22 protein-coding genes are annotated in these 25,532 nt (G+C 42.1%); 15 read left to right on the top strand and 7 right to left on the bottom strand.

Annotated features, from left to right (window positions below; genetic code table 11):
* The first annotated feature begins 162 nt into the window (after window positions 1-162).
* Entirely contained in the window at window positions 163-978 is an 816-nt protein-coding gene (locus LMH66_RS10335; RefSeq protein ID WP_229369837.1) for a hypothetical protein, read from the top strand.
* A gap of 104 nt (window positions 979-1,082) precedes the next feature.
* On the opposite strand, the gene LMH66_RS10330 is transcribed toward LMH66_RS10335, so the two are convergent.
* Window positions 1,083-2,063, bottom strand: a complete 981-nt coding sequence (locus LMH66_RS10330; RefSeq protein WP_229369836.1) for an NAD(P)H-quinone oxidoreductase — start codon at window positions 2,061-2,063, stop codon at window positions 1,083-1,085.
* A gap of 421 nt (window positions 2,064-2,484) precedes the next feature.
* Here LMH66_RS10330 and LMH66_RS10325 point away from each other — a divergent pair, with 421 nt between their 5' ends.
* The 7 genes from LMH66_RS10325 to LMH66_RS10295 all read left to right on the top strand — a co-directional run bounded on the left by LMH66_RS10325 (window position 2,485) and on the right by LMH66_RS10295 (window position 9,390).
* A complete protein-coding gene (locus LMH66_RS10325; RefSeq protein WP_229369845.1) occupies window positions 2,485-3,270 on the top strand; it encodes a substrate-binding periplasmic protein in 786 nt (261 codons plus the stop codon).
* A 408-nt stretch (window positions 3,271-3,678) separates the two neighbouring features.
* Window positions 3,679-6,135: a M1 family metallopeptidase gene (locus LMH66_RS10320; protein WP_229369835.1), complete on the top strand. Its 2,457-nt coding sequence runs from the start codon at window positions 3,679-3,681 to the stop codon at window positions 6,133-6,135.
* Window positions 6,135-6,647, top strand: a complete 513-nt coding sequence (locus LMH66_RS10315) for a DUF6702 family protein (protein ID WP_229369834.1) — start codon at window positions 6,135-6,137, stop codon at window positions 6,645-6,647. Before LMH66_RS10320 ends, LMH66_RS10315 begins: the two co-directional genes overlap by 1 nt.
* A 317-nt stretch (window positions 6,648-6,964) precedes the next feature.
* Window positions 6,965-7,696: a DUF1538 domain-containing protein gene (locus tag LMH66_RS10310; RefSeq protein WP_198589547.1), complete on the top strand. Its 732-nt coding sequence runs from the start codon at window positions 6,965-6,967 to the stop codon at window positions 7,694-7,696.
* A gap of 72 nt (window positions 7,697-7,768) precedes the next feature.
* A complete protein-coding gene (locus LMH66_RS10305) occupies window positions 7,769-8,635 on the top strand; it encodes a DUF1538 domain-containing protein (RefSeq protein ID WP_229369833.1) in 867 nt (288 codons plus the stop codon).
* A gap of 3 nt (window positions 8,636-8,638) precedes the next feature.
* The gene (locus tag LMH66_RS10300) at window positions 8,639-8,989 is read left to right on the top strand and encodes a P-II family nitrogen regulator (protein WP_102527483.1); all 351 of its coding nucleotides are present in this window, start codon (window positions 8,639-8,641) and stop codon (window positions 8,987-8,989) included.
* On the top strand, window positions 8,986-9,390 hold the full coding sequence (locus LMH66_RS10295; RefSeq protein ID WP_102527482.1) for a CBS domain-containing protein: 405 nt from the start codon (window positions 8,986-8,988) through the stop codon (window positions 9,388-9,390). The genes LMH66_RS10300 and LMH66_RS10295 overlap by 4 nt, the downstream gene beginning before the upstream one ends.
* A gap of 156 nt (window positions 9,391-9,546) precedes the next feature.
* Here the strand turns inward: LMH66_RS10295 and rfaD are convergent, their stop codons facing one another.
* The 4 genes from rfaD to LMH66_RS10275 form a co-directional block, all read right to left on the bottom strand.
* On the bottom strand, window positions 9,547-10,500 hold the full coding sequence (rfaD, locus tag LMH66_RS10290) for an ADP-glyceromanno-heptose 6-epimerase (RefSeq protein WP_229369832.1): 954 nt from the start codon (window positions 10,498-10,500) through the stop codon (window positions 9,547-9,549).
* Window positions 10,501-10,552: 52 nt separating this feature from the next.
* Window positions 10,553-11,572, bottom strand: a complete 1,020-nt coding sequence (locus LMH66_RS10285) for a glycosyltransferase family 9 protein (RefSeq protein WP_229369830.1) — start codon at window positions 11,570-11,572, stop codon at window positions 10,553-10,555.
* A gap of 110 nt (window positions 11,573-11,682) precedes the next feature.
* Window positions 11,683-12,432 carry a single-stranded DNA-binding protein gene (locus LMH66_RS10280; protein ID WP_229369828.1) on the bottom strand — a complete coding sequence of 250 codons (750 nt, stop codon included), beginning with the start codon at window positions 12,430-12,432 and terminating at the stop codon, window positions 11,683-11,685.
* 121 nt (window positions 12,433-12,553) lie between these two features.
* Complete coding sequence (locus LMH66_RS10275) at window positions 12,554-13,921, bottom strand: MFS transporter (RefSeq protein ID WP_229369825.1); 1,368 nt, start codon at window positions 13,919-13,921, stop codon at window positions 12,554-12,556.
* A 341-nt stretch (window positions 13,922-14,262) separates the two neighbouring features.
* Between LMH66_RS10275 and uvrA the strand changes: the two genes are divergently transcribed.
* The 6 genes from uvrA (at window position 14,263) to LMH66_RS10250 (ending at window position 21,817) form a co-directional block, all read left to right on the top strand.
* Window positions 14,263-17,187, top strand: a complete 2,925-nt coding sequence (uvrA, locus tag LMH66_RS10270; protein ID WP_229369822.1) for an excinuclease ABC subunit UvrA — start codon at window positions 14,263-14,265, stop codon at window positions 17,185-17,187.
* 82 nt (window positions 17,188-17,269) lie between these two features.
* Window positions 17,270-17,386 carry a pentapeptide repeat-containing protein gene (locus tag LMH66_RS20565; protein ID WP_420709417.1) on the top strand — a complete coding sequence of 39 codons (117 nt, stop codon included), beginning with the start codon at window positions 17,270-17,272 and terminating at the stop codon, window positions 17,384-17,386.
* A gap of 103 nt (window positions 17,387-17,489) precedes the next feature.
* Entirely contained in the window at window positions 17,490-18,407 is a 918-nt protein-coding gene (locus LMH66_RS10265; RefSeq protein ID WP_420709416.1) for a M20/M25/M40 family metallo-hydrolase, read from the top strand.
* Window positions 18,408-18,573: 166 nt separating this feature from the next.
* A complete protein-coding gene (locus tag LMH66_RS10260) occupies window positions 18,574-20,403 on the top strand; it encodes a DEAD/DEAH box helicase (RefSeq protein WP_229369818.1) in 1,830 nt (609 codons plus the stop codon).
* A gap of 124 nt (window positions 20,404-20,527) precedes the next feature.
* On the top strand, window positions 20,528-21,184 hold the full coding sequence (locus tag LMH66_RS10255) for a lipid A deacylase LpxR family protein (RefSeq protein ID WP_229369817.1): 657 nt from the start codon (window positions 20,528-20,530) through the stop codon (window positions 21,182-21,184).
* A gap of 138 nt (window positions 21,185-21,322) precedes the next feature.
* Window positions 21,323-21,817: a lipid A-modifier LpxR family protein gene (locus LMH66_RS10250; RefSeq protein WP_324295171.1), complete on the top strand. Its 495-nt coding sequence runs from the start codon at window positions 21,323-21,325 to the stop codon at window positions 21,815-21,817.
* Window positions 21,818-21,963: 146 nt separating this feature from the next.
* Here LMH66_RS10250 and LMH66_RS10245 read toward each other — a convergent pair whose 3' ends face one another.
* Entirely contained in the window at window positions 21,964-22,905 is a 942-nt protein-coding gene (locus tag LMH66_RS10245) for a DMT family transporter (RefSeq protein ID WP_229369813.1), read from the bottom strand.
* A gap of 242 nt (window positions 22,906-23,147) precedes the next feature.
* On the opposite strand from LMH66_RS10245, the gene LMH66_RS10240 reads away from it, so the two are divergent.
* On the top strand, window positions 23,148-24,251 hold the full coding sequence (locus LMH66_RS10240; protein WP_229369812.1) for a phosphoribosylaminoimidazolesuccinocarboxamide synthase: 1,104 nt from the start codon (window positions 23,148-23,150) through the stop codon (window positions 24,249-24,251).
* Between the two features lie 86 nt (window positions 24,252-24,337).
* On the opposite strand, the gene LMH66_RS10235 is transcribed toward LMH66_RS10240, so the two are convergent.
* Window positions 24,338-25,492: a DUF1624 domain-containing protein gene (locus LMH66_RS10235; RefSeq protein WP_229369810.1), complete on the bottom strand. Its 1,155-nt coding sequence runs from the start codon at window positions 25,490-25,492 to the stop codon at window positions 24,338-24,340.
* Between the last annotated feature and the right edge of the window lie 40 nt (window positions 25,493-25,532).

Here is a 25,532-nt window from a genome sequence, read left to right as displayed (position 1 = left end):
ATTACCCGAAACAGGGAAGTATTTGTAAATTAGGTGGGTTTATTATCCATACAAGGCGCTTAAACGGAACTAAAACAGTGGGTTACGTTCCGATCCACTACACAGTACAACCCACCATTTAGTCCGCTTAACGCGGCGTTATGCCTCAATGATGAGAGTTCTATGATCACAGTAAAGAATAAGTCTTATAAATGTTATTTGATCGACTCAAATTTCATTATTCAAATGTTTAAGGAAAGAGAATCCTTTGGCTCTAATGTGATCAATAGAGTGTTTTCTGATGGCTTATTTGTTTTTTCTCCTGTTAGTTTATGGGAAATTTCACAAGATGAATGTTTCGATGAATTTATATCTGTATTTTCCACATTGCCTTCACTGCTGGCTCTCAGTGACGATGATATTGTAAATAAAGAATTAGAAAACTATGAGGGCGTAGAGCCTACATCAATCAAAGATATTACTTTTCTATTGTCTGGTAATTCGCCTCATGAGTTGAACTTAATCATCAAAAACTACATAAATAAAGCATTGGGTAAGGACTATAAGGCTACAGAAAAGCAATATTTTAAGGAAATGAAAGGTAGGAATAGCTTTGGTTATTTAGATGGGCAGAGCTTAAGTAATAAACAGGCAACAAAGAGCAGTGTTGATCTAGTCGCACTTGAGTTTATTTCAAATCTTGTCCCAAGTTTTTGTAAAACTCTCCAAGCAAACAGCTCCGCATTAAATGTAGCTAGGTTTCCATCGCAAGTTAGTAAAAGCTACATATATCATTATAAGTTTGCTCACCCTAGCCGAAAGGGAGAGCCTTCTGATTTATCTGACATTTTGATTAGTTCAATACTGCCATATATCGATGTTTACCTCACGGAAAAAAGCGTGGCAAATTCAATTAGAGAAATCAGAGATGTTCATGGATTTTATAAAGGTTTAGAAACAGTAACCATGAAGCAGATGCGCCCTTTGGAAGAGGCGTGACAAGGTGTTTAAACTCAAGACTCTAAGTAGCTTTTGTCCTTAAATGTGCGACTAGATTAAAATATTGCTTTTACTGCCTTGTTTAGAGCTTGTTCTTACTGTTGCTAAATCAGTTTCAAAATAATTTTCCCTTGATGCTGGCCAGACTCCATATATTGATGTGCGGCAATCACGTCATTTAAAGCAAAAACTTTATCTAGATTTATATGCATTTTCCCGCTTTCAAGCATTGGCCAAACATGCTGTTTAAGACCTTGTGCAATCTCGGCTTTGGCTTCAATGCTTTGCGGTCTTAAGGTTGAGCCTGTCCAGCGAATACGTTTCGCCATTAGCCTAAAGATATCCACTTCGGCTTTCATGCCCCTTTGCATTGCAACCGATACCATGCGGCCATCCATTGCGACTACTTTAAGGTTGCGGTTAACAAAATCGCCACCAGCAATATCAAATACGACATTCACACCTGTTCCATTTGTCGCTTCTAAAATAGGTTCGACAAAGTCCTGCTGATGGTAATTGACCGCAACAGTTGCCCCTTGTTCAAGACAATATTGGCACTTTTCATCTGAGCCTGAGGTAGCAAACACCGTTGCGCCTAATGCTGACGCCATTTGAATCGCGGTAGTACCGATACCACCAGAGCCACCATGGATCAATACACTTTCACCTGCCGTTAATTCTGCCCTAACCACCATATTGCCCCAAACGGTAAAGCAAGTTTCTGGTAAAGCTGCCGCTTGTTCATAAGTGTAATTGTTGGGGATCGGCAAACAATGACTGGCATCTGTGATCACCTGCTCAGCGTAACCACCACCTGGCACCAGCGCACAGACTTTGTCGCCTACTTTCCATTGCGTCACGTCGTCAGCTAGCTCAATAATATCTCCTGCCACTTCTAAACCTAGGATAGCACTCGCGCCTTTAGGTGCAGGGTAAGCACCTTCACGTTGCTTGATATCAGGCCCATTAACGCCTGCGGCATGTACTTTGATTAGCACTTGCCCTTGGGTTAATACTGGCAGTTGGCTTTCGGTAAAATACATCACCTCTGCACTACCTGGTTTATTAAAGCCCACATGTTTCATATCTAATCCTTTTCGACAATGACACTCGTGAATAGCCACCTATACTTAGCAATAGCTGGCACCTTCGAGCATTAAGTATGATGACTTGTCTAATCAGCTGGTATTTGAAGGCTCTTAGCCGTATTTAAAGACAGTTAGCCGTATTTAAAGACAGTTAGCCGCATTTAAAGACAGTTAGCTCGCATTTACAGGCAATAATGAATAAATAACATCAGGAACCCTGTCGTTTTAAGATACTATATCTAAGCTTATATTTAACGCGTTTAGCGTTAAAACAAAATAGCTAACCTATTGAATCAATCAGGCTTGAGCGCTTAATGTCATGATTAGAGTCATACTCTAAATATGAAATAAACACTCAAGATATTCAATTTAATAGCTACTAACGGTCAAACCAACCGGAATTGATATCATTGTGAAAATGACTCTAAAAACAGATTTAGCCAAGATACTCAAATACTGCATAGGCCTCATGCTATTTGCCAGTTACTCTTTTTCAACTTCGCTATCTGCCAAACCTCTGTTAATTGCCTCTGATATCTGGTGCCCTTACGTCTGCGAAGCTCAAACAGGCTATGTTACTGAACTGACTCAACGCGCCTTTGCTGAAATGGATCAACCAGTACACTTTATCGCAGTGCCATTTAATCGCGCCTTAAAAGAAGTCCAGCAAGCTAATGTTGATGCAATTCTAGCTGTGACACCTGATCATGTCGCTCAATATGATTTACTGACTGATGACCTGATTATTGGCTATGCCGGTAAAGATTTTTACACGACGAATAGCTTTGCGTGGCAGTTTAATCAAATTGAAGATTTAGATACTGTGCAGGTAGGCATAATACGCGGCTATGATTATGGCGAACGACTTAATGCCAAAATCGCAAATTCGAATCGTTTTTATATTGCCTCAGGTAACCAGCCGTTAACCATGAATCTCAAACGACTCATCAAAGGTCGCTTCCATGTCATGATTGGTAATAAGATTGTGATTGAACAAACCGCAAAAAAAATAAACCTTGATGATCAAATTCGTTATGCAGGAAGCTTTGGTGAACCTATTCCGCTTTATGTTGGCTTTAATCAAGGTAATACAAAAGCAGCTAAAATGTTTGCTGACGGGCTGAAAAAATTGAAGCAAACAGGCGAGTTCCAGCAGATTCTAGACAAGTACAACATTGAAATGAGTGACGATTCAACCTTTTAACTTACCATTTGGTTTTATGACAAATAAAGCCACTCGCGCCATATCAGTCTCCTAATCACCCCATAATAAAACAAGCTATCTAAGCTCATGTTTATATAGCATTAGTAAAAAATAGATATCTTATCACTATCATTTTTTATTTAGCTTTCACTGATATTAACAACCTATTTAGCAGGACTCATCCAAATAAGTTACAAAATGTGTACTTTTAACACATTTGTTATGGCTGAGTGTACAATCACGCATTGGCTTTACAAAGCCCCAACATTACCCATGTATTAATAGTCTTTCATTGAAGATAAATGTCACGATAAACCCATCGTACACTGCTATTTTTCCTGTCGCGTTATTAAAATTATAAGCATGTGGCACTGATGATATGTATCAAGTGACCACTTCGGAGCCAGCATGAAATCTTACCCTAAGGCTATCGCGCTAGTATTAGGCCTATTGTATTTACCTTGGGTAAATGCCTCGCCGATAGAACAAACCAAAGGCGACTTTGAAGATAAGTTTCGCCAATTAGAAGAAAGTCACCCTACCCCAAATGACTACCGTAACGCCGCTGGCGAGCCAGGTAAAGATTACTGGCAACAGCAGGTTGATTACAAAATCAATGTGAAACTGGATGAAACTCAACGCCGTATTGTGGGCAGCGAAACCATTACTTATCACAACAACTCACCTTATACCCTCAAGTATTTATGGATCCAGCTCGAGCAAAACCGCTTCAGTTCTGACTCAGTTGCCGAACGCAGTAGTAGTTTTTCAGGCCTAGGTAATAACGCCAGTGCTTCAGCTAAAGCGCAAGACAAAGCGCCAGCTAAAATTAATTTATCAACTTTACGCCGTCAGCAGTTTATGGACGATGTAGAGCTGGGTTACCAGTTATCTAACATCACAGATGCTAAAGGCAAAGCGCTAAAATATGTGATTAATGGCGCGCAAATGCGAGTCGATTTAACTAAGCCACTGAAACCAAATCAAACCACTAAAGTGAACATTGATTTTGCCTTTAATATCTTAGAAGAAGACGCCGTAGGCGCACGTTCAGGTTATGAACACTTCCCTGATGATAAACGTGAAGGCGGTAATGATATTTTCTTGCTGGCTCAATGGTTCCCGCGAGTATCGTCTTATTCAGATTACGAAGCTTGGCATAATAAAGAATTTTTAGGCCGTGGTGAATTTACCCTAGAATTTGGTAATTACGACGTCAAGATGACAGTGCCAACTGACCATATCGTCACTGCGACTGGCGTATTACAAAATCCTAAAAAGGTGTTGACTAAAACTCAGCGAAACCGTTTAGAAGATGCCAAAGATGCTAAGAGACCAGTATTTATTGTCTCTGCCGATGAAGCCTTAAAGAACGAATCAAGCACCCAATCAGGCCAAAAAACCTGGCATTTTAAAGCTGAAAACGTGCGTGACTTTGCCTGGGCATCTTCGCGTAAGTTCATTTGGGATGCCAAAGGCTATCAGCAAGGTGGCGACACTATGCCTGAAGTCATGGCGATGTCGTTTTACCCTAAAGAAGGCGGTGAGTTATGGGAAAAATACTCAACTGAGTCTGTCATCCATACCATGGAAGTCTACTCGCGTTTTACGTTTGATTATCCTTACCCAACGGCCATTAGCGTCAATGGCCCAGTTGGCGGCATGGAATACCCGATGATTAGCTTTAATGGTCCCCGCACCATTTGGCATGAAGACGGCACTCGAAGCTATACCTTATCTGAAAAACAATTCCTCATTGGCGTTGTGATCCATGAAGTGGGTCATAACTACTTCCCAATGATTGTGAACTCAGATGAACGTCAATGGGCTTGGATGGATGAAGGTTTAAACAGCTTTTTAGATGGCGTAGCCAGTAAAGAGTGGGATCCTGATTTAGCTTGGGGACGTGAGCCAAGCGACATCATCGAATACATGAAGTCTAATGTGCAAGTGCCTATCATGACCCAATCTGATAGCATCTTAAAGTACGGTCCGAATGCCTATACTAAGCCTGCTGCAGCGCTTAATATTTTACGTGAAGTGGTGTTAGGTCGTGAGCTTTTTGACTTCGCCTTCCAAGAATACTCTCGCCGCTGGGAAAATAAACGTCCAACCCCTTATGACTTTTTCCGTACGATGGAAGAAGCATCAGGTGTTGATTTAGATTGGTTTTTCCGTGGCTGGTTTTACACCACAGATCATGTTGATATCAGCATAGATAAAGTTTACCAATTGCGATTAGATACCCAAGATCCTGATATTGATTTTGACCGTTTACGCCAAGAAAATGCCGATAAGCCAACATCTTTATTTGTTGAAAATAATCAACAAGCAGGGATGAAACCTTGGGTTGATTTAAATGGCGACTTAGCCGATTTTCATGATAAAAACGATCGTTTTACGGTGACCAATAAAGAGCGAAACAAGTACCAGTCAACACTTGCGAAGTTAAAGCCCTGGGAACGTAAAGCACTCGCTAGAGCACTAGAAGAAGATAAAAACTATTACGTCATGAACTTCTCAAATCTTGGCGGCCTGGTGATGCCAATATTACTTGAGATGACCTATGATGATGGCAGTACTGAAAAGCTGACATTGCCTGCAGAGATTTGGCGACGCTCTCCTCATGCTGTGAGCAAGCTGATTGTCACTGAAAAATCACAGCAATTGGTGTCAGTTGAAATCGATCCAAGCTGGGAAACCGCCGATGTAGATATTGAAAATAATCATTATCCACGTCGTATTATTCCGTCGCGAATTGAAGCTTATAAAAGCGAGAAACGTAAAGGTAAGCATCGACGCGACATCATGCATGAGATCAATACCGAGATAAAAGAACCTGAAGCCAAGGAGTATAAAAAATAATGTCACGAGCAATTATCGCAATCAGCTTGTTATTCGTTGCCGTTTTTAGCTTCAGCACTAACACTTGGGCGCATCAGCAAAAAGAAAGTTATAGCAATGTGCTGTTTAATGAACGCACAGGTAATTTAGAAGTGCAGCATCGGTTTTATTTACACGATGCTGAGCACGCGGCAAAGCGCCTATTTGATAGTAATACTGATTTAATCAAAGAGCCTGTTAGTCGTGATGCTTTTGCTTATTATGTGCAGGACAAGTTTCATATTGCCGATGATAAGCAGCAAACTATCAAGCTAAATTTGGTTGGTACTGAAGTCGAAGGTAAGTATTTATGGGTGTACCAAGAAACTCAGATAAACCATCAAACGATGAGTAGTTTTTACATCAAGATGGAAAGCTTACAGGAGCTTTGGCCAAGTCAGCTTAACTACATTAATGTTGAACGAGAAAAGCAAGTGAAGTCATTAAGGTTAAGTGCTGGTGATGCTTGGCAGCACCTGTCACTCGATAAGTAATCATGTAAGTCATTGCTTCAGAGTGGGACTTATTTTTGACTTAACATTATGTATTTGAAAAAAGACCTTCGGGTCTTTTTTTTGATTTATTTATCTCCTCTCCCTTCTTCACTCTTGCCTAGCGCACATTTATTTTCACAATTTGATCTAGCTCAAAAACACCGTAACTTTTGTTAATCTTTTGTTGTTTTACTGTATCAGGTTGGCACACTGGATAGTGTAATAAGTAAATAATTGCTGCGATGACCGTTTTACTTCGACAGAAAAACTTAAGCTAAGCAATTGTCATATAAGTATTAATATTCACAGGAGGTGGAATGGGCGGATTAGTAAAGTTATTACAATCTATGCTCGGCAGTTTTCGAGATTTAGTCCCCATCATTTTGGTGGTGAGTTTTTTTGAGATTTTTATCCTTCAACAAGCACCTGCTAACCTCTTTTCCATCCTCGTCGGCGTTGTCTTTATCGTCTTAGGTTTAACCTTTTTTGTTTTCGGCTTAGAAATGGGCTTATTCCCTATTGGTGAGTCATTAGCCCATGCCCTTGCCCGCAAAGGCAGTACATTCTGGTTGGTTATTTTTTCATTTGCTTTGGGGTTTGGTACCACATTAGCTGAACCCGCGTTAACGGCGGTGGCCGCTGAAGCCGCTGAAGTCGCTGCTGAAGGCGGTGCTATAGCCTTCACAGAACAAGCTATGGACAGTTATGCCATGGGACTGCGCCTAACTGTTGCAGTCTCGGTTGGTCTGGCCATATTGCTCGGGGTTATCCGTATCGTAAAAGGCTGGCCGATTCATTATTTGATCATTGGCGGTTATGTCATCGTGATGATCCTCACCAGTTTCGCCCCAGAAAGTATCATTGGTATTGCTTATGACTCTGGCGGAGTAACCACCTCGACCATTACAGTGCCATTAGTCACAGCGTTAGGTGTTGGGTTAGCCACAGTGATTAAAGGTCGTAATCCGATGTTAGATGGTTTTGGGTTAATAGCCTTTGCCAGCCTTACACCGGTCATTTTCGTATTGCTGTACGGCATGGTGCTATGAATACGACTGAAAAACATATGAATCATAAGGGTTTTTTCACTCATTCTACAAGTATCTCAATGGGGGAAATCAATGGTCTGGCTTAGTCAGTTGTTCGACACTTTATTGCTCACCATGCGTGATGTTGTCCCTATTGCGACCATTTTATTTGGTTTTCAATTGGGCGTACTTAAACGACCGATAGCCAATTGGAAAACCGTGGTTCTGGGATTTGTGTATGTCATTCTAGGTTTGAGTTTTTTCCTGGTAGGCCTAGAGTTAGCGCTGTTTCCTATTGGCGAGAACCTCGCTAATCAGCTCACATCGCCAAGTATCTTGCACCCTGACGGTTCAGCTGGGCCTTACTTGTGGCAGGACTATTTTTGGGTTTATGTATTTGCTGCGGCCATAGGTTTTAGTACCACCATTGCTGAACCCTCTTTAATTGCCGTCGCGATTAAGGCCAATGAAGTCTCCGGCGGCACTATAAGCACCCAAGGTTTACGCATTTCGGTCGCTATTGGGGTTGCATTTGGAATTTCGCTCGGCTGTTTTCGCATTGTGGTTGGCGATCCTATTCATTACTACATTATGGCGGGTTATGTGGTGGTGGTGATCCAAACTTTCTTTGCACCTAAGTCCATTATTCCTCTTGCCTATGATTCTGGCGGAGTGACCACATCAACGGTCACTGTCCCGTTAGTTGCTGCGTTAGGCTTAGGGTTAGCCTCCAATGTAGAAGGCAGAAATCCATTAATTGATGGCTTTGGCCTCATCGCTTTTGCCAGTTTATTTCCCATTATTGCTGTCATGAGCTATGCACAAATCGTCGCTTGGCTCGATAAGCGCAGAGATAAATTGGCTGACGATGCCACTGAAACCGTCACAGTAGAAGAACAAACAACAACCAATCAAGCTTCTATAGTAGATATAGAAACTAATCGATCCGTTAAGGAGTAATTCATGCGATTTAAGCTCATTATCGCGTTTGTCGACGACATCACAACTGACAATATACTTGATGCCGCAAGAGAAGCTGGCGCGACTGGCGCTACCGTTATTAACCACGCTAGAGGTGAAGGGCTTAAGAAAAAGAAAACCTTCATGGGCTTGGGATTAGATGTTCAGCGCGATGTCATTTTGTGGTTAGTTGAAGAGCATATGAGTCGCCATATTTTAGAAACAATCTGTGAAGTCGGCGGTTTTAATACCAATCCAGGCCAAGGTATCGCGATTCAAATTGATGTTGAAGACGCCGTCGGTGTGGCGCACCAAGTCGAGAAACTCACTAATGATATTAAGGATCAGATATGAAGCCGTCGACCCCGATTAAAAACCGTGATGTATTAATGAATCAATATGCCATGATTGACGGCATGCTGACTATCAGTGAAGCCATTGCTATCGCCGTGGAGAAAAAGGTATCGATTTTAGTGGTGAATAAACGTCATGAGCATGATGAATATGGCATGTTACTTTTAAGTGATATTGCCAGAAAAGTGCTCGCAACTAATAAGTCTCCTGAGCGAGTTAACGTTTATGAAATTATGATTAAACCAGTAATGTCAGTGGATGCTGAAATGGATATTCGTTACACCGCTAGGCTATTTGATCAATTTCAAATTAATAAAGCCCCCGTAGTGGAACATGCCAATATCATTGGTTTTGTCACTTACGATGACATCGTATTAAAAGGCATGGTCACAAGCGCTTAATGCTTAATGATGAGTGATGAGCGATTAGCGATTAGCGATTAGCGATTAGCGATTAGCGCTAACTATTACATTCACACTGGCCATAAAAAAGCCTTGAAGCAATGACTTCAAGGCTTTATTTTTTATTAAGAACCAGCCTTAATATTCAGTCAAATATTACTGACCAATGAAGTGTTGGTCTTTCAGCCAATCCAAATATTCAGGCACCGCTTGCTCAACCGTTTTGAATACATGATCGCACCCTACTGAGCGCAGCTGAGTTAAATCAGCTTGGGTATAACTTTGGTATGCGCCCTTCAATTTATCGGGGAAAGGAATGTATTCAATTTCACCTTTGCCATGATAGTTAACCACAGCATTAGCAACGTCATTAAAGCTTTGAGCTTGGCCTGTTCCACAATTAAAGATCCCTGATACTGACTTGTTTTGCCATAACCATAAGTTCACTTTAACCACGTCTTCAACAAACACAAAATCACGTAATTGCTGACCATCTGCATAGCCATCAACACCGGCAAATAAGCGACAGACACCATTCGTTTTGATTTGGTTATTAAAGTGGAAGGCAACACTCGCCATGCCGCCTTTATGCTGCTCTCTAGGACCATAAACGTTAAAGTAACGTAGACCTGCAACCTGTGCATTGGTGTCTTGCTGTCTGACATATTGATCAAACAAGAACTTAGAGTAAGCATAAACGTTTAGCGGTTTTTCAACTTCACGCTGTTCAACAAATTTTTCACTGCCACCATAAACAGACGCTGATGATGCATAAATAAATTGCACATCATTTGCTTGGATATAATGCAGTAATACTTTTGAGTATTCATAGTTGTTTTGCATCATAAACTTGCCATCCCACTCAGTGGTCGATGAACAAGCTCCTTGATGGAAAATAACTTCTAATTTACCGTCAAATTCGCCGGCTTTAATGCTGGCTAAAAAGGCATCTTTATCTAAATAATCAGCAATTTCGCAATCTGCTAAGTTAAACATCTGTGTGCCGTCAGATAAATCATCCACTGCGATAATATCTGTACGACCTAATTCGTTTAATGACTTAACTAAATTACTACCAATAAAACCTGCAGCACCTGTTACAACTATCATAAGAATAATTCCGTTATTGTGTTTAACTCATTTGCAGCCAATTTAGGAGAGCTTACTCGCTAATATCGTCTGCATAAAATGTATTTAAAAAATGCGCAGTCTCGGCCGCCGCTTTATCAAAATTAACTAACGCCATATTTCGGCCGGTTTTCTTACCGATCGGCGGTGTGAATGCTAAGCGACGTGCATCAGCCGAGAGTGACTGCCAACGTACTTCTGGGGCTGAGCGTCTACCAGCATAAAACCCAACTGTAGGGAGATTATGCAGCCCTGCAAGGTGCAATGGTCCAGTTGAGCCTGCAATAAACATATCCGCTGCAACCAAAGACTCGGCAAATTCAGCCAAACTGGATAATGGCTTGGCCATTGCGACTTTAATATTACTCGCTACGAGTAAATCATGCATCTGCTGTGCAAGACGTTCCTCTTCACCGCTATAGGTTAAAACAAAGCGACAATTCAGTTTAGTCTGTTTATCAATATCAATCAGCATGCGAGCAAAGCTGTCCACAGGTACACCACCTGAGGATCCGCCTGTGCCTGGGTGAGCAAAAATTAACTTCTCATCATTTTTCTGATGATAATATTGCTGCCATTTCGATTTTTGTTGCTGCACATTCCATAAAGGTCTAGTCACTTCGGGAATGTCGTAACCGTTTTGTGCTAAAAAAGACTCCACCAACATACATGCACCACGCCAGCAACCTTCACCTTTTTTGTATTGGTGATCCGCGCGATGCTTATAAAGGTACTGATACCAATTATGTTTTGGTGCTAATACGAAAGGAATTTGTGATGGTTTTAGAAATTTATAACCACGAAATTCAGACAACGACACAATTGCACCATCGTATTCTCGTTCTTTAATGCGCTCGCTGATCCCTTGATCATCACCATCATCGATAATCACATGATCTACGTAGGGACAAGCTAATGCAAAAGCTTTGGTTACTGGTGAAACAAGCACTTCAATGCTGGCCTCTGGCATGGCTTTTTTCAGCAAACTTAATGCGGGCCAACTTAACGTAAAGTCACCAATTTTATCGTAACGAAGAAAAAGCACTCTTTTCATAGCTATCTAAACCTGAGTTGTCCCAAACAAAAGCAGTATAAATAAAAAATCCCTGCAATACAGGGATTAATTAGCTGAGCAAAATAACTGATTGCTAGATTTAGCGTGAATTAGAACGGGATATCGTCATCCCAATCTCCACCTAAATCAGGCGTAGTATTTTGTGGTTGTGGCGTTGGCGCTGGGCGCTGGGCTGGCGCAGATTGTTGCTGGAAGCCACCTTGCTGTTGCGCAGGTTGTTGGAATCCACCTTGCTGCTGTTGTGCTGGCGCTGGGCGCTGTGCTGGAGCAGACTGCTGCTGGAAACCACCTTGTTGTTGCGCTGGCACTTGTGGCTTAGGCGTATAAGCAGGCTTTTGAGCAGCTTGTTGCTGAGCTGGCTGTTGCTGAGCTGGCTGTTGGAAGCCACCTTGCGCTTGTTGCTGGCCGTAACCACCTTGCGATTGAGGTGCACTTTGCTGAGGAGCATTACTGTAGCCACCTTGACCTTGGTTCATGCCGCCTTGCTGACCGCCTTGACCACGGCTATCCAGCATTTGCATTTCCATCGCGTTAATTTCTGTCTTGTAGCGATCTTGACCAGTAGTCTGATCCTGCCACTTGCTAGTTTGCAGTTTACCTTCTAAATAAACTTTAGAACCTTTTTTCAGGTATTCACCAGCTACTTCAGCTAAACGACGGTACATAACAATGTTATGCCATTCAGTACGTTCTTGCTGTTGACCTTGTTGGTCTTTCCAAGACTCACTCGTTGCCACAGTAAAGTTAGCTACGGCGTTACCATTTGGCATGTAACGAACCTCTGGGTCCTTTCCTAGGTTACCGACCAAAATTACTTTATTCACACCACGACTGGCCATTGAAATCTCCTGCGATTTACCATGTTCTAAATTTAATTACGTTCAAATTTTGTTGAATCAATTATGTCATTTTTATGCTCACTGAAGCATCAGCGAACCACAAAAAACACGAATTTAATTCTTAGCTGACAGAGCCTAACACAGCTCGGGCTTCTCTTAAATCGAATTGATCATCTACTTTTAAATAAGCGGCTTTCTCTTCAATCACCACTATCGCTTCTGCAACCCCAGCAAGCTGTGATAGTTGAGTTGCCATATCTTGGGCATGATTTCTATCTTTCGCTTCTGCTTCAAGTGTATAGCTTTTAAGTAGCACTGGTTTTTCCATGCCGATGGTTAATAACAACCATACAAACATCAGCGCTAATGCCACAAAAAACACCCCTGAAGCACCCACTAACTGATAAGCGCCACCACCTAACATACCGCCGCAAAATGCACCGAGAAACTGACTGGTAGAATAAACGCCCATCGCAGAACCTTTATCGCCCATTGGACAGAATTTTGCGATAAGGCTAGGTAATGAAGCTTCCAAATAATTAAAACCAGTAAAAAATAATACTACTGCGCCACTGAGTACCCATAAGTTATCCGCATAAAATCCCATCGCCGCTAACGCTAGCATCATAATCATTAGGGAAATTTGGAACATGGTTTTGGTGTTATTGCGTTTCACTCCAATGATGATTAACGGCACCATCAAGAAAAATGCACCAATAAAGGCAGGGAAATACAACATCCAATGTTTTTCTTTCACTAAACCAGCGTCAACTAAGTCTAGCGGTAGTGCTACAAACACGGCAGTAAGCACTAGATGTAATATGAAGATACCGGCATCTAATCTAAATAACTGAGGGTCCATCAGCATGCGTTTAAGTTTAGTTGGCGTAGCGACCGTATCGCCTTTAGGCGCTTGTGATACAGGGTTAGGTACTAATACCTGCACAATGACCATACCAAGCACTGCCAAAATTGCGGTTAAAAAGAATAACCCTTCAAGGCCTGCATACTGAGCAACAATTGGCCCTGCTAATAAAGACAAAGCGAAAGAAAAACCGATACACATACCGATTATCGCCATCACTTTAGTGCGCTGCTCATCTCGTGTAAGGTCTGCTGCAAGAGCTAATACCGCTGCTGCGATTGCCCCCATTCCTTGTAGTGCTCGGCCAAATACCACACCATAAATATGATCTGACATAGCCGCTACGATACTACCAATGGCAAAAATGACTAAGCCACCCAGAATAATCGGTTTACGACCGTATTTATCAGACAACATCCCCATAGGGATTTGCAAACAGGCTTGAGTTAACCCATAGGCACCAATAGCGATACCAACCCATAATGGTGAGAATCCTTCCAAGTGTTGGCCATAAAGCGCAAACACGGGCATGATCATAAACAAGCCCATCATGCGTAAGCCGAATACACTAGCTAACGAAAATGCGACCTTTTTCTCAATGCCGGAGAGTCCATTTTTGGCCATTCAGTTGCCCTTAATTTTGTATCTGTAAAAAATTTTGAGTTGCGCATATTATCACAGCGTCCTAATTTAGCTCAAAAGGAATAATGAACCAAGGTACAACTGTTTATCGTATTTGCTAATGAAGTTAAACAAACAGGTTATAATGTGTCTTACATCGCAGTTCATTAATATTCGACTTTAGCTAACAAAACAACCAAATGAACTAACAATTTAGCACTGTACAATACTGTATGAAATACTGTATAAATACAGAGTAAAATCTAATCACAAATCAAATGCCTTAACTTGTTTGCCAAGATATTCAGCTTTATCGGTGAGCGAGTACAACATCAGAGTGAAGAATGGATACCATTGAAATTCGTGGTGCACGAACCCACAACTTAAAAAACTTTGACCTTAAAATTCCACGGGACAAACTGATTGTCATTACGGGATTGTCAGGTTCAGGCAAATCATCATTAGCCTTCGACACTTTATATGCTGAAGGACAACGTCGATATGTTGAATCACTATCTGCTTATGCACGTCAATTTTTAAGTTTGATGGAAAAACCAGATGTCGACCATATTGAAGGCTTAAGCCCTGCGATTTCAATTGAACAAAAATCCACTTCACATAACCCACGTTCAACCGTGGGCACCATCACTGAAATTTATGATTATCTGCGTTTACTGTTTGCCCGCGTTGGTGAACCTCGATGCCCGACTCACGGGCAACCTTTAGCGGCACAAACCGTCAGCCAGATGGTGGATAAGGTGCTCGAGCTACCAGAAGGTAGTCGGCAGATGTTATTAGCCCCAGTGGTTAAAGCCCGTAAAGGTGAACACGTAAAGTTACTAGAAAGCCTAGCCGCACAAGGCTATGTCCGTGCACGTATTGATGGTGATGTATGTGACTTATCCGATCCGCCAACCCTAGATTTACATGTTAAACACACCATCGAAGTAGTCGTCGACAGATTCAAAGTGCGTGATGATCTTAAACAACGTTTAGCTGAGTCATTTGAAACCACACTAGAAATGTCTGGTGGTATTGCTGTGGTTGCTGACATGGCAGGCGAAGCTGAAGAGATTGTATTCTCTGCTAATTTTGCTTGTCCCCATTGTGGCTACTCTATGGCTGAACTTGAGCCACGTATTTTCTCGTTCAACAATCCTGCCGGTGCCTGTCAAACTTGTGATGGATTAGGTGTACAACAGTACTTTGATGCTGACCGCGTGATCACTAATGGCGAGTTATCGTTAGCTGGCGGCGCTATTCGTGGCTGGGACAAGCGTAATTTCTATTATTTCCAAATGCTCAGCTCATTGGCTGAACATTATAAGTTTGATGTCGAAACGCCGTTTCAGCAGCTTACAGACAAAGTCCAAAAAATTGTTCTGCATGGCTCAGGCAAACAGAGCATTGCCTTTAAATACATTAACGACCGTGGTGATGTGGTTATTCGTAATCATCCCTTCGAAGGCATATTGAATAATATGGATCGCCGCTATCGTGAAACTGAAAGCAATTCAGTGCGCGATGAGCTATCTAAATTCATTAATACTCAATCGTGTAAAAGCTGTGGCGGTTCGCGCCTGCGTGAAGAAGCCCGTAACGTGTTCATTGGCGATTTAACCTTGCCGCAATTAACCGAATGGTCCATTGGCGAAGCATTGGGTTACTTCAAAGACATCCATTTCACTGGTCAAAAAGCGCAAATTGCAGAAAAAATTCTTAAAGAAGTGGGTGATAGACTCGGATTCTTAGTCAATGTCGGGCTTAATTATCTTAGTTTAGATCGCTCGGCAGATACCTTATCTGGTGGTGAAGCACAGCGTATTCGTTTAGCCAGTCAAATTGGTGCCGGCCTTGTGGGTGTAATGTACGTCCTTGATGAGCCATCAATTGGCCTACATCAGCGCGATAACGAGCGTTTACTCCAAACCCTTATCCACCTTCGTGATTTAGGTAACACGGTTATCGTGGTCGAACACGATGAAGATGCGATTCGCATGGCAGATCATGTGATTGATATTGGCCCAGGTGCTGGCGTACACGGCGGAGAAGTTATTTGCTCTGGTGGCTTGAAAGATATTATTGAGTGTGAAGAGTCGATTACTGGTCAATACATTTCCGGTAAAAAACAAATCCACGTCGGTGAACAGCGCACACCAATGGATCCGAAAAAGGTTATTGAGTTATTTGGCGCTACAGGTAACAACCTGAAAAATGTCGACTTAACCATTCCGATTGGTTTATTCACCTGTGTCACTGGTGTTTCTGGTTCAGGTAAATCCACACTGATTAATGATACTTTTTATAAAATCGCTCACCGTATGCTAAATGGTGCGACAGTCGATGAACCCGCTGCCCATAAAAGCATTAAAGGTATGGAGCAATGCGACAAGGTTGTCGATATTGATCAAAGCCCAATTGGCCGTACTCCACGTTCAAACCCTGCCACTTATACAGGTATATTTACGCCGATCCGTGAGCTTTTTGCTGCCACTCAAGAATCTCGAAGCCGTGGTTACTTGCCAGGTCGTTTCTCGTTTAACGTTAAAGGCGGTCGCTGTGAAGCTTGTCAGGGTGACGGCTTAATTAAAGTCGAAATGCACTTTTTACCAGATGTGTATGTTCCCTGTGATTCATGTAAAGGCAAACGCTATAACCGCGAAACCTTAGATGTGAAATACAAAGGTAAAAACATTCATGAAGTGTTGCAAATGACCATTGAAGAAGCCCGCGTCTTCTTCGATCCAATCCCTGCAATCGCTCGTAAGCTGCAAACGCTTGTTGATGTTGGTTTATCTTATATTTGCTTAGGCCAAAGTGCGACGACATTATCGGGTGGTGAAGCTCAGCGAGTGAAATTATCTAAAGAGTTGTCTAAACGAGATACAGGCAAAACCTTATATATTCTCGATGAACCCACTACAGGTTTACACTTTGCCGATATCCAATTATTGCTTGATGTATTACATAGATTAAAGGCAAAAGGTAATACTATTGTGGTGATTGAACACAACTTAGATGTGATTAAAACCGCAGACTGGATTGTCGATTTAGGTCCTGAAGGTGGTTCTGGCGGCGGCATGATCCTAGTGAGTGGTACGCCTGAAGATGTTGCTCAAAATACTGAGTCGCACACGGCGCACTTCTTGAAGCCATTGTTAGAGAAGATGCCTGCGTTAACATCAGCTAAAGCTAACAAGGCACCTGCTAAAAAGGCACTTACTAACAAGGCAGCGGCTAAAAAGGTCACTAAAAAACCTGTTGCCTAACCTAGTAATAAAGAATCCGATTAAAAGATAGTGTAGTTAAGGTTAAACCTTATGGAAGACTAACCAATGGATATGAAATGGAATTTCAGTTAAAGGCACTAATTTTAAAGGCGCTAATTTTAAAGGGGCTAAGCTTAAAGGCATTAAGTTTAAACGCACAAAGCTTAAAGCCTTTAAGCCCAAGCGTTGGCAAAAATAATGAGCTTGTTCGCCATGGACAAGCTCTACACTCTCAGTTAGTTAATCAAACGTTCTCGTCTGCAATCTCTTCACTTAATACTCACGCTTTATCGGTTCTGCTGTTGTGTTTATTCTTATCTGGCTGTGCGTCGCAAAACTGTGGTAATTCACCCGTTAATCACTGGAGCAACCAAAGCCAGCTGCTTGAAGATATTCGCGTATTAAGTAGCCCTAAATTTGAAGGAAGAAAAACCGGGACATATGGCGCCGAGCTCAGTCGCGAGTACATTCAACAGCGCTTTACTGAGCTAAACCTCACACCATGGCAAGATGAATTTGAGGTGCCTTTTAACTACCGGTCTAATTTTTCAGATAAACAAGGCATCAACTTAATTGCGACCATAAAAGCCAGCAACAACTCCCAACGCTGGCGCGTGATTACCGCGCATTATGATCACTTAGGTAAAAAAGGAAATAAGGTGTTTGCTGGCGCTGATGACAACGCCTCAGGTGTCGCCGCGATGCTAGCAATCGCAGAGCAATGGCAACAGCAAGAGAATGACAATATCAATCTAATGATTGTCGCCACCGATGCTGAAGAACCCGGTTTATATGGATCTTATGCACTAGTTGAGCAATTAACTTCAACACCTGATATGCAACTGGAAATGTCGTTAAATCTCGATATGATCGGCAACCCTTCTAGGCCTCATGCAATTTATATAGAAGGTGAGAAAAATTTATCTGAATTTAGTCAGCTTAAAACTCAACTCCAAGACTATAATCAATTATGTATTCGGCAGAGCCGTTCAAGAATGAAAAACGGCAGCATGGTGAAGATTGATTGGCTGCGTGCTTCGGATCATTATCCGTTTCACAAAATGGGCATACCTTGGCTGTATTTAGGGGTACCGACTCATAAACAATACCATACGATTAACGATACCATTGATACGATTAATATTGGTTTTTTAGCAGCGGTCACTGAAACGGCATTTGAATTAGTCTCAGTGAATAAGCAGCAAATTGCTTATCAATAATCAGGCCAATTTTAAAAACTTATTGAAAATATATAGTCAAATGGGTGAAAGCTTGCTATAATATCGCCCCTTTGACGCGGGAAATCGACACGGGGTTGATTTTCTGTCTGTGAAACTTTAGCGCGAATGATACAAATTTCGTGCATACCCACAAGGCTACAACTCAATGTCATCCGATGAAAGAACTTTCCGCGAACTTGGTTTATCCGAGAATTTGCTTCGTGCCCTTGACGATCTAGGTTACGAAAAACCAACTCCAATTCAGTCAGCAAGTATCGACCCGCTAATGGCAGGTAAAGATATTTTAGGTCAAGCTCAAACTGGTACTGGTAAAACAGGTGCTTTCGCACTGCCTTTACTTAACAGTGTTGACCAAAAGCTGAATGCTCCTCAAATCCTAGTGCTTGCGCCAACTCGTGAACTTGCAGTTCAGGTTGCAGAAGCATTTGGTAGCTACGCTAAACACATGAAAGGCTTCCATGTACTACCTATTTATGGTGGTCAAAGCATGCATCAACAATTAAGTGCGCTACGTCGTGGCCCACAAGTTGTTGTTGGTACGCCTGGTCGTGTAATGGACCACATGCGTCGTGGCACATTAAAATTAGATTCATTAAAAGCATTAGTGCTTGATGAAGCTGATGAAATGTTAAAAATGGGCTTTATTGACGATATCGAATGGGTATTAGAACATAAGCCTGCTGACAGCCAACTTGCTCTTTTCTCTGCGACTATGCCAGAGCAAATCAAGCGCGTTGCTAACAAGCATTTATCAGATCCTGTTCACATCAGTATCTCTACGACTAACTCTACCGTTGAGTCTATTGATCAACGTTTTGTTCAAGTATCTCAACATAACAAACTTGAAGCGTTAGTACGTGTATTAGAAGTTGAAAATACTGAAGGTATTATCATCTTCGTTCGTACTCGTAACAGCTGTGTTGAATTAGCTGAGAAACTAGAAGCTCGTGGCTATGCTTCATCACCATTACACGGTGACATGAACCAACAAGCCCGTGAGCGTGCTGTTGAACAGCTTAAACGTGGCAAGTTAGATATCCTTATTGCTACTGACGTTGCGGCTCGTGGTCTTGACGTTGAGCGTATTGGCCACGTAGTAAACTACGATATCCCATATGATTCAGAAGCTTATGTTCACCGTATTGGCCGTACAGGTCGTGCTGGTCGTACAGGTATGGCAATTCTTTTCGTAACAAATCGCGAAATGCGCATGTTACGTACCATTGAGCGTGCGACTTCAAGCCGTATTTCGCCAATGAAAGTACCTAGCCCTGAAACTGTTGCTGAGCGTCGTTTATCTCGTTTAGGCGAGCAAATCCAAGAAACCATTAATGGCGACTTAGATTTCATGAAGAACGCTGTTGCAGAATTATGTCAACAACTAGAAATCGACACTGATTTACTTGCTGCTGCATTATTACAACAAGTTCAATCTGAGCGTCCTTTACAGCTTCCAGCTATTCAAGAGCGTCAACGTGATTCTCGTGACAGCGGCAGAGATCGTGACAATGGTCGTGAGCGTCCTCGTCGTGATTCACGCGGTGGCCGTCCATTGCCTACAAGCTTTGGTAGCGCAGAAGGCTTAAAAGATAAGCCTGACGTTAAGATGTGTCGTTACGTAATCGAAGTAGGTCGCGACAATGGTGTTGGTGTAGGTAACATTGTTGGCGCTATCGCTAACGAAGCTAACATCGACAGCCAATTCATTGGTCAAATTCAATTATTTGATCAAGTGACTTCAATTGACTTACCAGACGGTATGCCAAAAGATGTGCTGACTCACTTACGTAAAGTACGTGTATGTGGCAAGCCACTTAACATCCGCGAAGCGGGTGATACGCCTTTCCCTGAGCAAAGCGACCGTCCACGTCGTCCACGTAATGACCGCCCTCGTGGTGATCGTCCTCGTGGTGACCGTCCTCGCGGTGATCGCCCTCGTAATGACCGTCCACGTAAGCCACGTGATAGCGAGTAATTGATCACAGTATCAACAATCTGTTGAACTGAAAGCGTATAAAAATGGAGCCTAGGCTCCATTTTTTTATGCCTATTGCTATACTCTGTACTCGTTGATACTTATTGATACAGTTCACTCTTCTATGCTAACAACCGCAAGCAAACTCACGTTTTACTTCCTCTGCTTTTTATCGCTAATTAGCCAGCCTACTTTAGCGAATGAATCTAATAACGATTGGGTCCAATTTACGTTTGAGAATGATGCCTTTGGTTTAATTGATACCAGTGACAACGGTTACAGTAATGGTCTTGATTGGAGCTGGGGAAAAGCGGTCGTAAATGATTATGACGATATAGACTTACCAGGGTGGCTAGAAACCCTTTATGGTTGGAGCTATTTAAATCAGGGTAGCAATAGGCAGTATCAGGTTAGCTACAGCGTCTCTCAGCGGATGTATACGCCTGATGATTTACAAATCGATACCTTAATCGAAGCTGACAGGCCCTACGCTGGCACCCTGCTTTGGCAATCGAACTTACGTAGTTATGCTGATGGCATTGGCGACAATTTAAGCATCACTTTAGGCGTCGTGGGTCCAGCCTCTTTAGCAGAACAAACTCAGAAACAAGTGCATAAAATTATCGATGCTAAAGAGCCCTTAGGTTGGAATAACCAACTCAGTAATGAAGCCGTTTTTCGTATTCAAGCACAGCGACTCTATCAGTGGGCATATACCCATGATACTTCAAGATGCAAAGTCAGCAAGGCAAATAGTGCCAAGATGCTAGGCATAAAATAGAAGTATAGTTATTCTACATCGATATTTTATAACAACGCAGATTGGTGCTATTTGCCTTGCCCTACGGGGCGCAAGCTCGAAAACCACTGCTACGTTGTAACCTTTGAAAAGTGAATAACAATTACCGCAGCTTACGCCTTGCATTGTTATCCGAGCTTGTGCCTGACAAAGCATCTTGAGGTAACATGGGTACATACACCAATTTCAGAGAATCTGGAATTTGATAGTGTCCTACATGGTGATGCTTCTATAGGTAATTTGATGAGCCATGCGGGTGCAGGTTTAACTTTCCGTATTGGTAATATTCTTAATCAGAGCTATGCCTATATCGCGCCAGCAGCTTCAAGAAGTAATAATGGCTATATCGTCAAAAGTGCTGACCGATTGAGTTGGCAATTCTTTGTGACCTTTTATGGCCGCTATGTATTAAATGACATCACCATTGATGGCAACACGTTTAAAGATAGCCATTCTGTAGAGCTGACCCATGAACAAGCCATGCTCAATATGGGATTTATGCTCAACTGGAAAGACTGGGGGCTAGTTTTTTCAACCATTCGAGGCACTGAACAATATAACAATCAACCCAGTACCGCCAACTTTGCAGCTGTCAGCATTAGCTATCGTTTCTAGGGCGTGTTGCTGTTTCAAGGTTATTTGGGCAGCGAATTTTGCTTAGATGCGAGGCGGCAATTCATTCGCCGCGCTTAATCCGTTTTTATCTCAAACAAAAACTCACCAGTAAAGATCAACACGACCTCATCATACTTTGACGACTTTTATTCTTGATGCTTATGCGCACGTTTGTTTTGATATACAGGCCAAATTTGTACCGCAAACACTGAACCAATTATCAATCCGATACCCAATAATGACCAGCCATCAAGAATATCTGCGCTAAACACTTGTGGCCACCAGCCTACTTTCACCACAATCGCATTGGCAACAAAGCTCAACACAGGGGTTAATGCGAGCATCGCACTGACCTGAGCCGTTGGCCAATACTTCATCGCCTGCCCAAAACAGCCATAAGCAATTAAGGTATTTGCCGCGCAAAAGCACACGATAATCCAGTCGTTAGTATTCATCAGCTCGAAATGCTCAAATTGACTAAAAGGAGCCATGAGCGCAATGCCTAAACCATAAATGAATAACAGCACATTATTGGGTGATAGCTTAGTAATTAATGACTTTTGTAGCAGCGCATAACTTGTCCAAGATAAGACTGAAAATTGCACTATTAGCACGCCAAAACCTATCTGACTGGCGTTGCTCGCCGACGTATCTAAGCTTGGGTGGAAAAATAATAACACTCCAAGAGCTAAGGTCGCGAAGCAACTAAGCTGCACAGCAGTTAAGCGTTCTTTAAAGAATAAGGCGCCACCAAATGCCAGATAAAATGGTGCCGTTTGAAAGTTAAGCTGAGCGGTTCCTGGTGACAGATAATCCAGTGAATACACAAAAGATGTGTAATTACACATTAATAAAATACCCGCAGCCGACAATCGTAGCCAATCGCCTTGAGTTAATCCTATAAATTGTCTTAATGCCCCAAACCGCCACTGCAATAACAGCGTCACCACAAACGCCACTAAGAATCGAAACCAAGTTAGTGTAACAGGATCGATAAAACCACCCGATAGCTTTAAGGCTATGGGTAATATCCCCCAAAAAATCACGGCAACAGAAACAAAGATGAATCCTATACGAGTATGGCTCACTAGATTGAAAATCTCGATTTAAATGGCTTTAATTTGGCAACATATTGCCTGATTGTTGCAGACTAATAAACCCATTAAACGTTTAAATATTAGGCTCAGTATTCGCTATACAGGATTAAGAGTTTAGCCACCTGATAAGCATGGAAATCTCACTTAATACAGGTAAAATAGCCGCCATAAAATTGCTATATCCTTTGTCACCAAGGGTAGCCCCTACACCTAACTTCTAAGGAACACTGGTCATGAGTCTTGCTGATTCAGTTCTTGCCATTAATAATGATTTGCCTATCCGTACCGATAAACCGGTACATAGCGGTAAAGTCCGCAGTGTTTATTGGCTCACAGAGGCTGATAGTAGCCGCCTGATCCGCGATAAAGGCTACAATGTCCCAGCTGATACGCCGTTAGCTATCATGGTGATCAGTGACCGCATTTCCGCTTTCGATTGCATTTTCCATGGTGAAGGCAATTTGCAGGGTATTCCAGGAAAAGGCGCGGCGCTAAATGCCATCTCCAATCATTGGTTTAAACTGTTTGCAGAAAATGGTTTAGCTGATAGCCATATCTTAGATATTCCGCATCCATTTGTTTGGATTGTTCAAAAAGCACGTCCAATTAAAGTCGAAGCAATTTGTCGTCAATACATTACTGGTTCAATGTGGCGAGCTTACGCAAAAGGTGAACGTGAGTTTTGCGGCATCACTTTGCCAGAAGGCCTTGAGAAAGATCAAAAATTACCTGAATTACTCATTACTCCTTCGACCAAAGGGATCTTAACCGGTATTCCTGGTGTTCCAGAGCAAGATGACGTTAATATCAGCCGCAGTGATATAGAAGCCAATGTTGAAGCATTTGGTTTCGAGAAAGCCTCGGACATCGACTTATATGAAAAGCTGCTTAAAGAAGGCTTTAAGGTTATTTCCGACGCATTAAGTGGCCACGACCAAATGTTTGTCGATACCAAATTTGAATTTGGCTATGTCGATGACAAAGATGGTAACTCAAAGCTGATATACATGGATGAAGTCGGTACTCCTGACTCTTCACGTATTTGGGATGGCGCAGCCTACCGTGATGGCAAAATTGTTGAAAACTCCAAAGAAGGTTTCCGCCAATTCTTACTCAATCATTTTGACGATGCCGACATCTTATTAAATAAAGACAGAATGCCTGAACGTGAAGCACTAGCCCGTGATAATGACTTACCCCTTGAAGCGATGATGAATGTGTCACGCACTTATACGGGCGTTGCAGAAAAGGTCACAGGCAGCAGCATTAACCTTCCTGAAAACCCGAAAGAAGATATCATTAAAGTCCTACGTGAAAACTACGATTTAATCGTGTAGTACAGCAAGATAATTAAGTGTAAACAAGCATGATAAATTTGAAAAAGGCGCCACAAGGCGCCTTTTTTGTATCCGTTAAACACAGATTATAAATACTTAATCCAAACCTGTTTACTCTGATGTTTATACTGACTAAAACGTTTAGTTGGATAGTAAAGCAACACGGCTAAAACGATTGTTACAACCCACACCCAACCGATGTGGGTAAAGCCATATAATTCGCCATAATTAGGGCCAATAACATTGACGGCAAATCGGTACATAAACAGTAACAAATACAGGTGCACAATATAGAAAAACATCGGTGCAGATCCAAATGTGGATAACACCTTACCGTATTGAGGTTTGACCTTTTCAAGCATGCTTAAGCACAAAAGTGTGCCGCCAATTGTGACCAATAAAAAACCAAGAGATGGAGGATACTTAGTCAGATTAAATATCGACTTTAAGGTCATAATTACACTATCACCTTGCTGCCAATCTAAAGTCTCTCCATAGATATTAAAACCACGTAAAATCGCAAATAACGCAAAACTAACCAGACCTAAACCAATTAAAATCTTATGGCGTTTAACATCATCAAAACTCGCAGCGTAAATTGGTGCAATAACATAACCTAACAAGATAACCCCAATCCAAGGCAGCACTGGATAACTGGCTCGAATACCGACAAAATCACTGGTAAAAATATTACCGCGATCATGCAATATTGCCCAAATGGTATAACCCCACTCACCTGGCGCAAAGCTAATTGGTGTCAGAGCATTGTGTCCAAACACAATCACCAAACCAATGACCCCAAGCCAAAATCTTGGTAAGCCTATAAGTAACGCCAGCGCAAGCATACTGATACCAATTGCCCACATGACTTGTAGCCAAATCATGTCGTAATTTCCCATCCACTGAAACGTAATCACAGTACACTCTAATGCGATGATAAACAGGCCACGCTTGATTAAAAAAGATCTCGCAGAACGCTCTGGGCCAAATTGCGGATGACTATATAACCAGGCGGAGACCCCGGTTAAAAACACAAACGTTGGCGCACAAAAGTGGGCGGCAAAACGACTGATAAACAATCCTGTACTGGTGCTATCAAGTGTCATGGGATCGGTGACTTGCTCATGGAAGAAAAAACGCTCTCTCACATGATCAAGCAACATAATCAACATGACGATGCCACGCATTATATCGATGCTATCAATACGCTTTTTCAACATCTGTGCACTTACTGTTTTCATTAATAAAACTCTCTTACTGACTTTCTAAATACCATTCTGA

This window comes from Shewanella sp. 10N.7, assembly GCF_020806285.1.
Taxonomy (GTDB): Bacteria; Pseudomonadota; Gammaproteobacteria; order Enterobacterales; family Shewanellaceae; genus Shewanella; species Shewanella electrodiphila.
The sequence above is the reverse complement of the archived record's forward strand: the minus strand, read 5'-3'. Positions and strand labels throughout refer to the sequence as shown.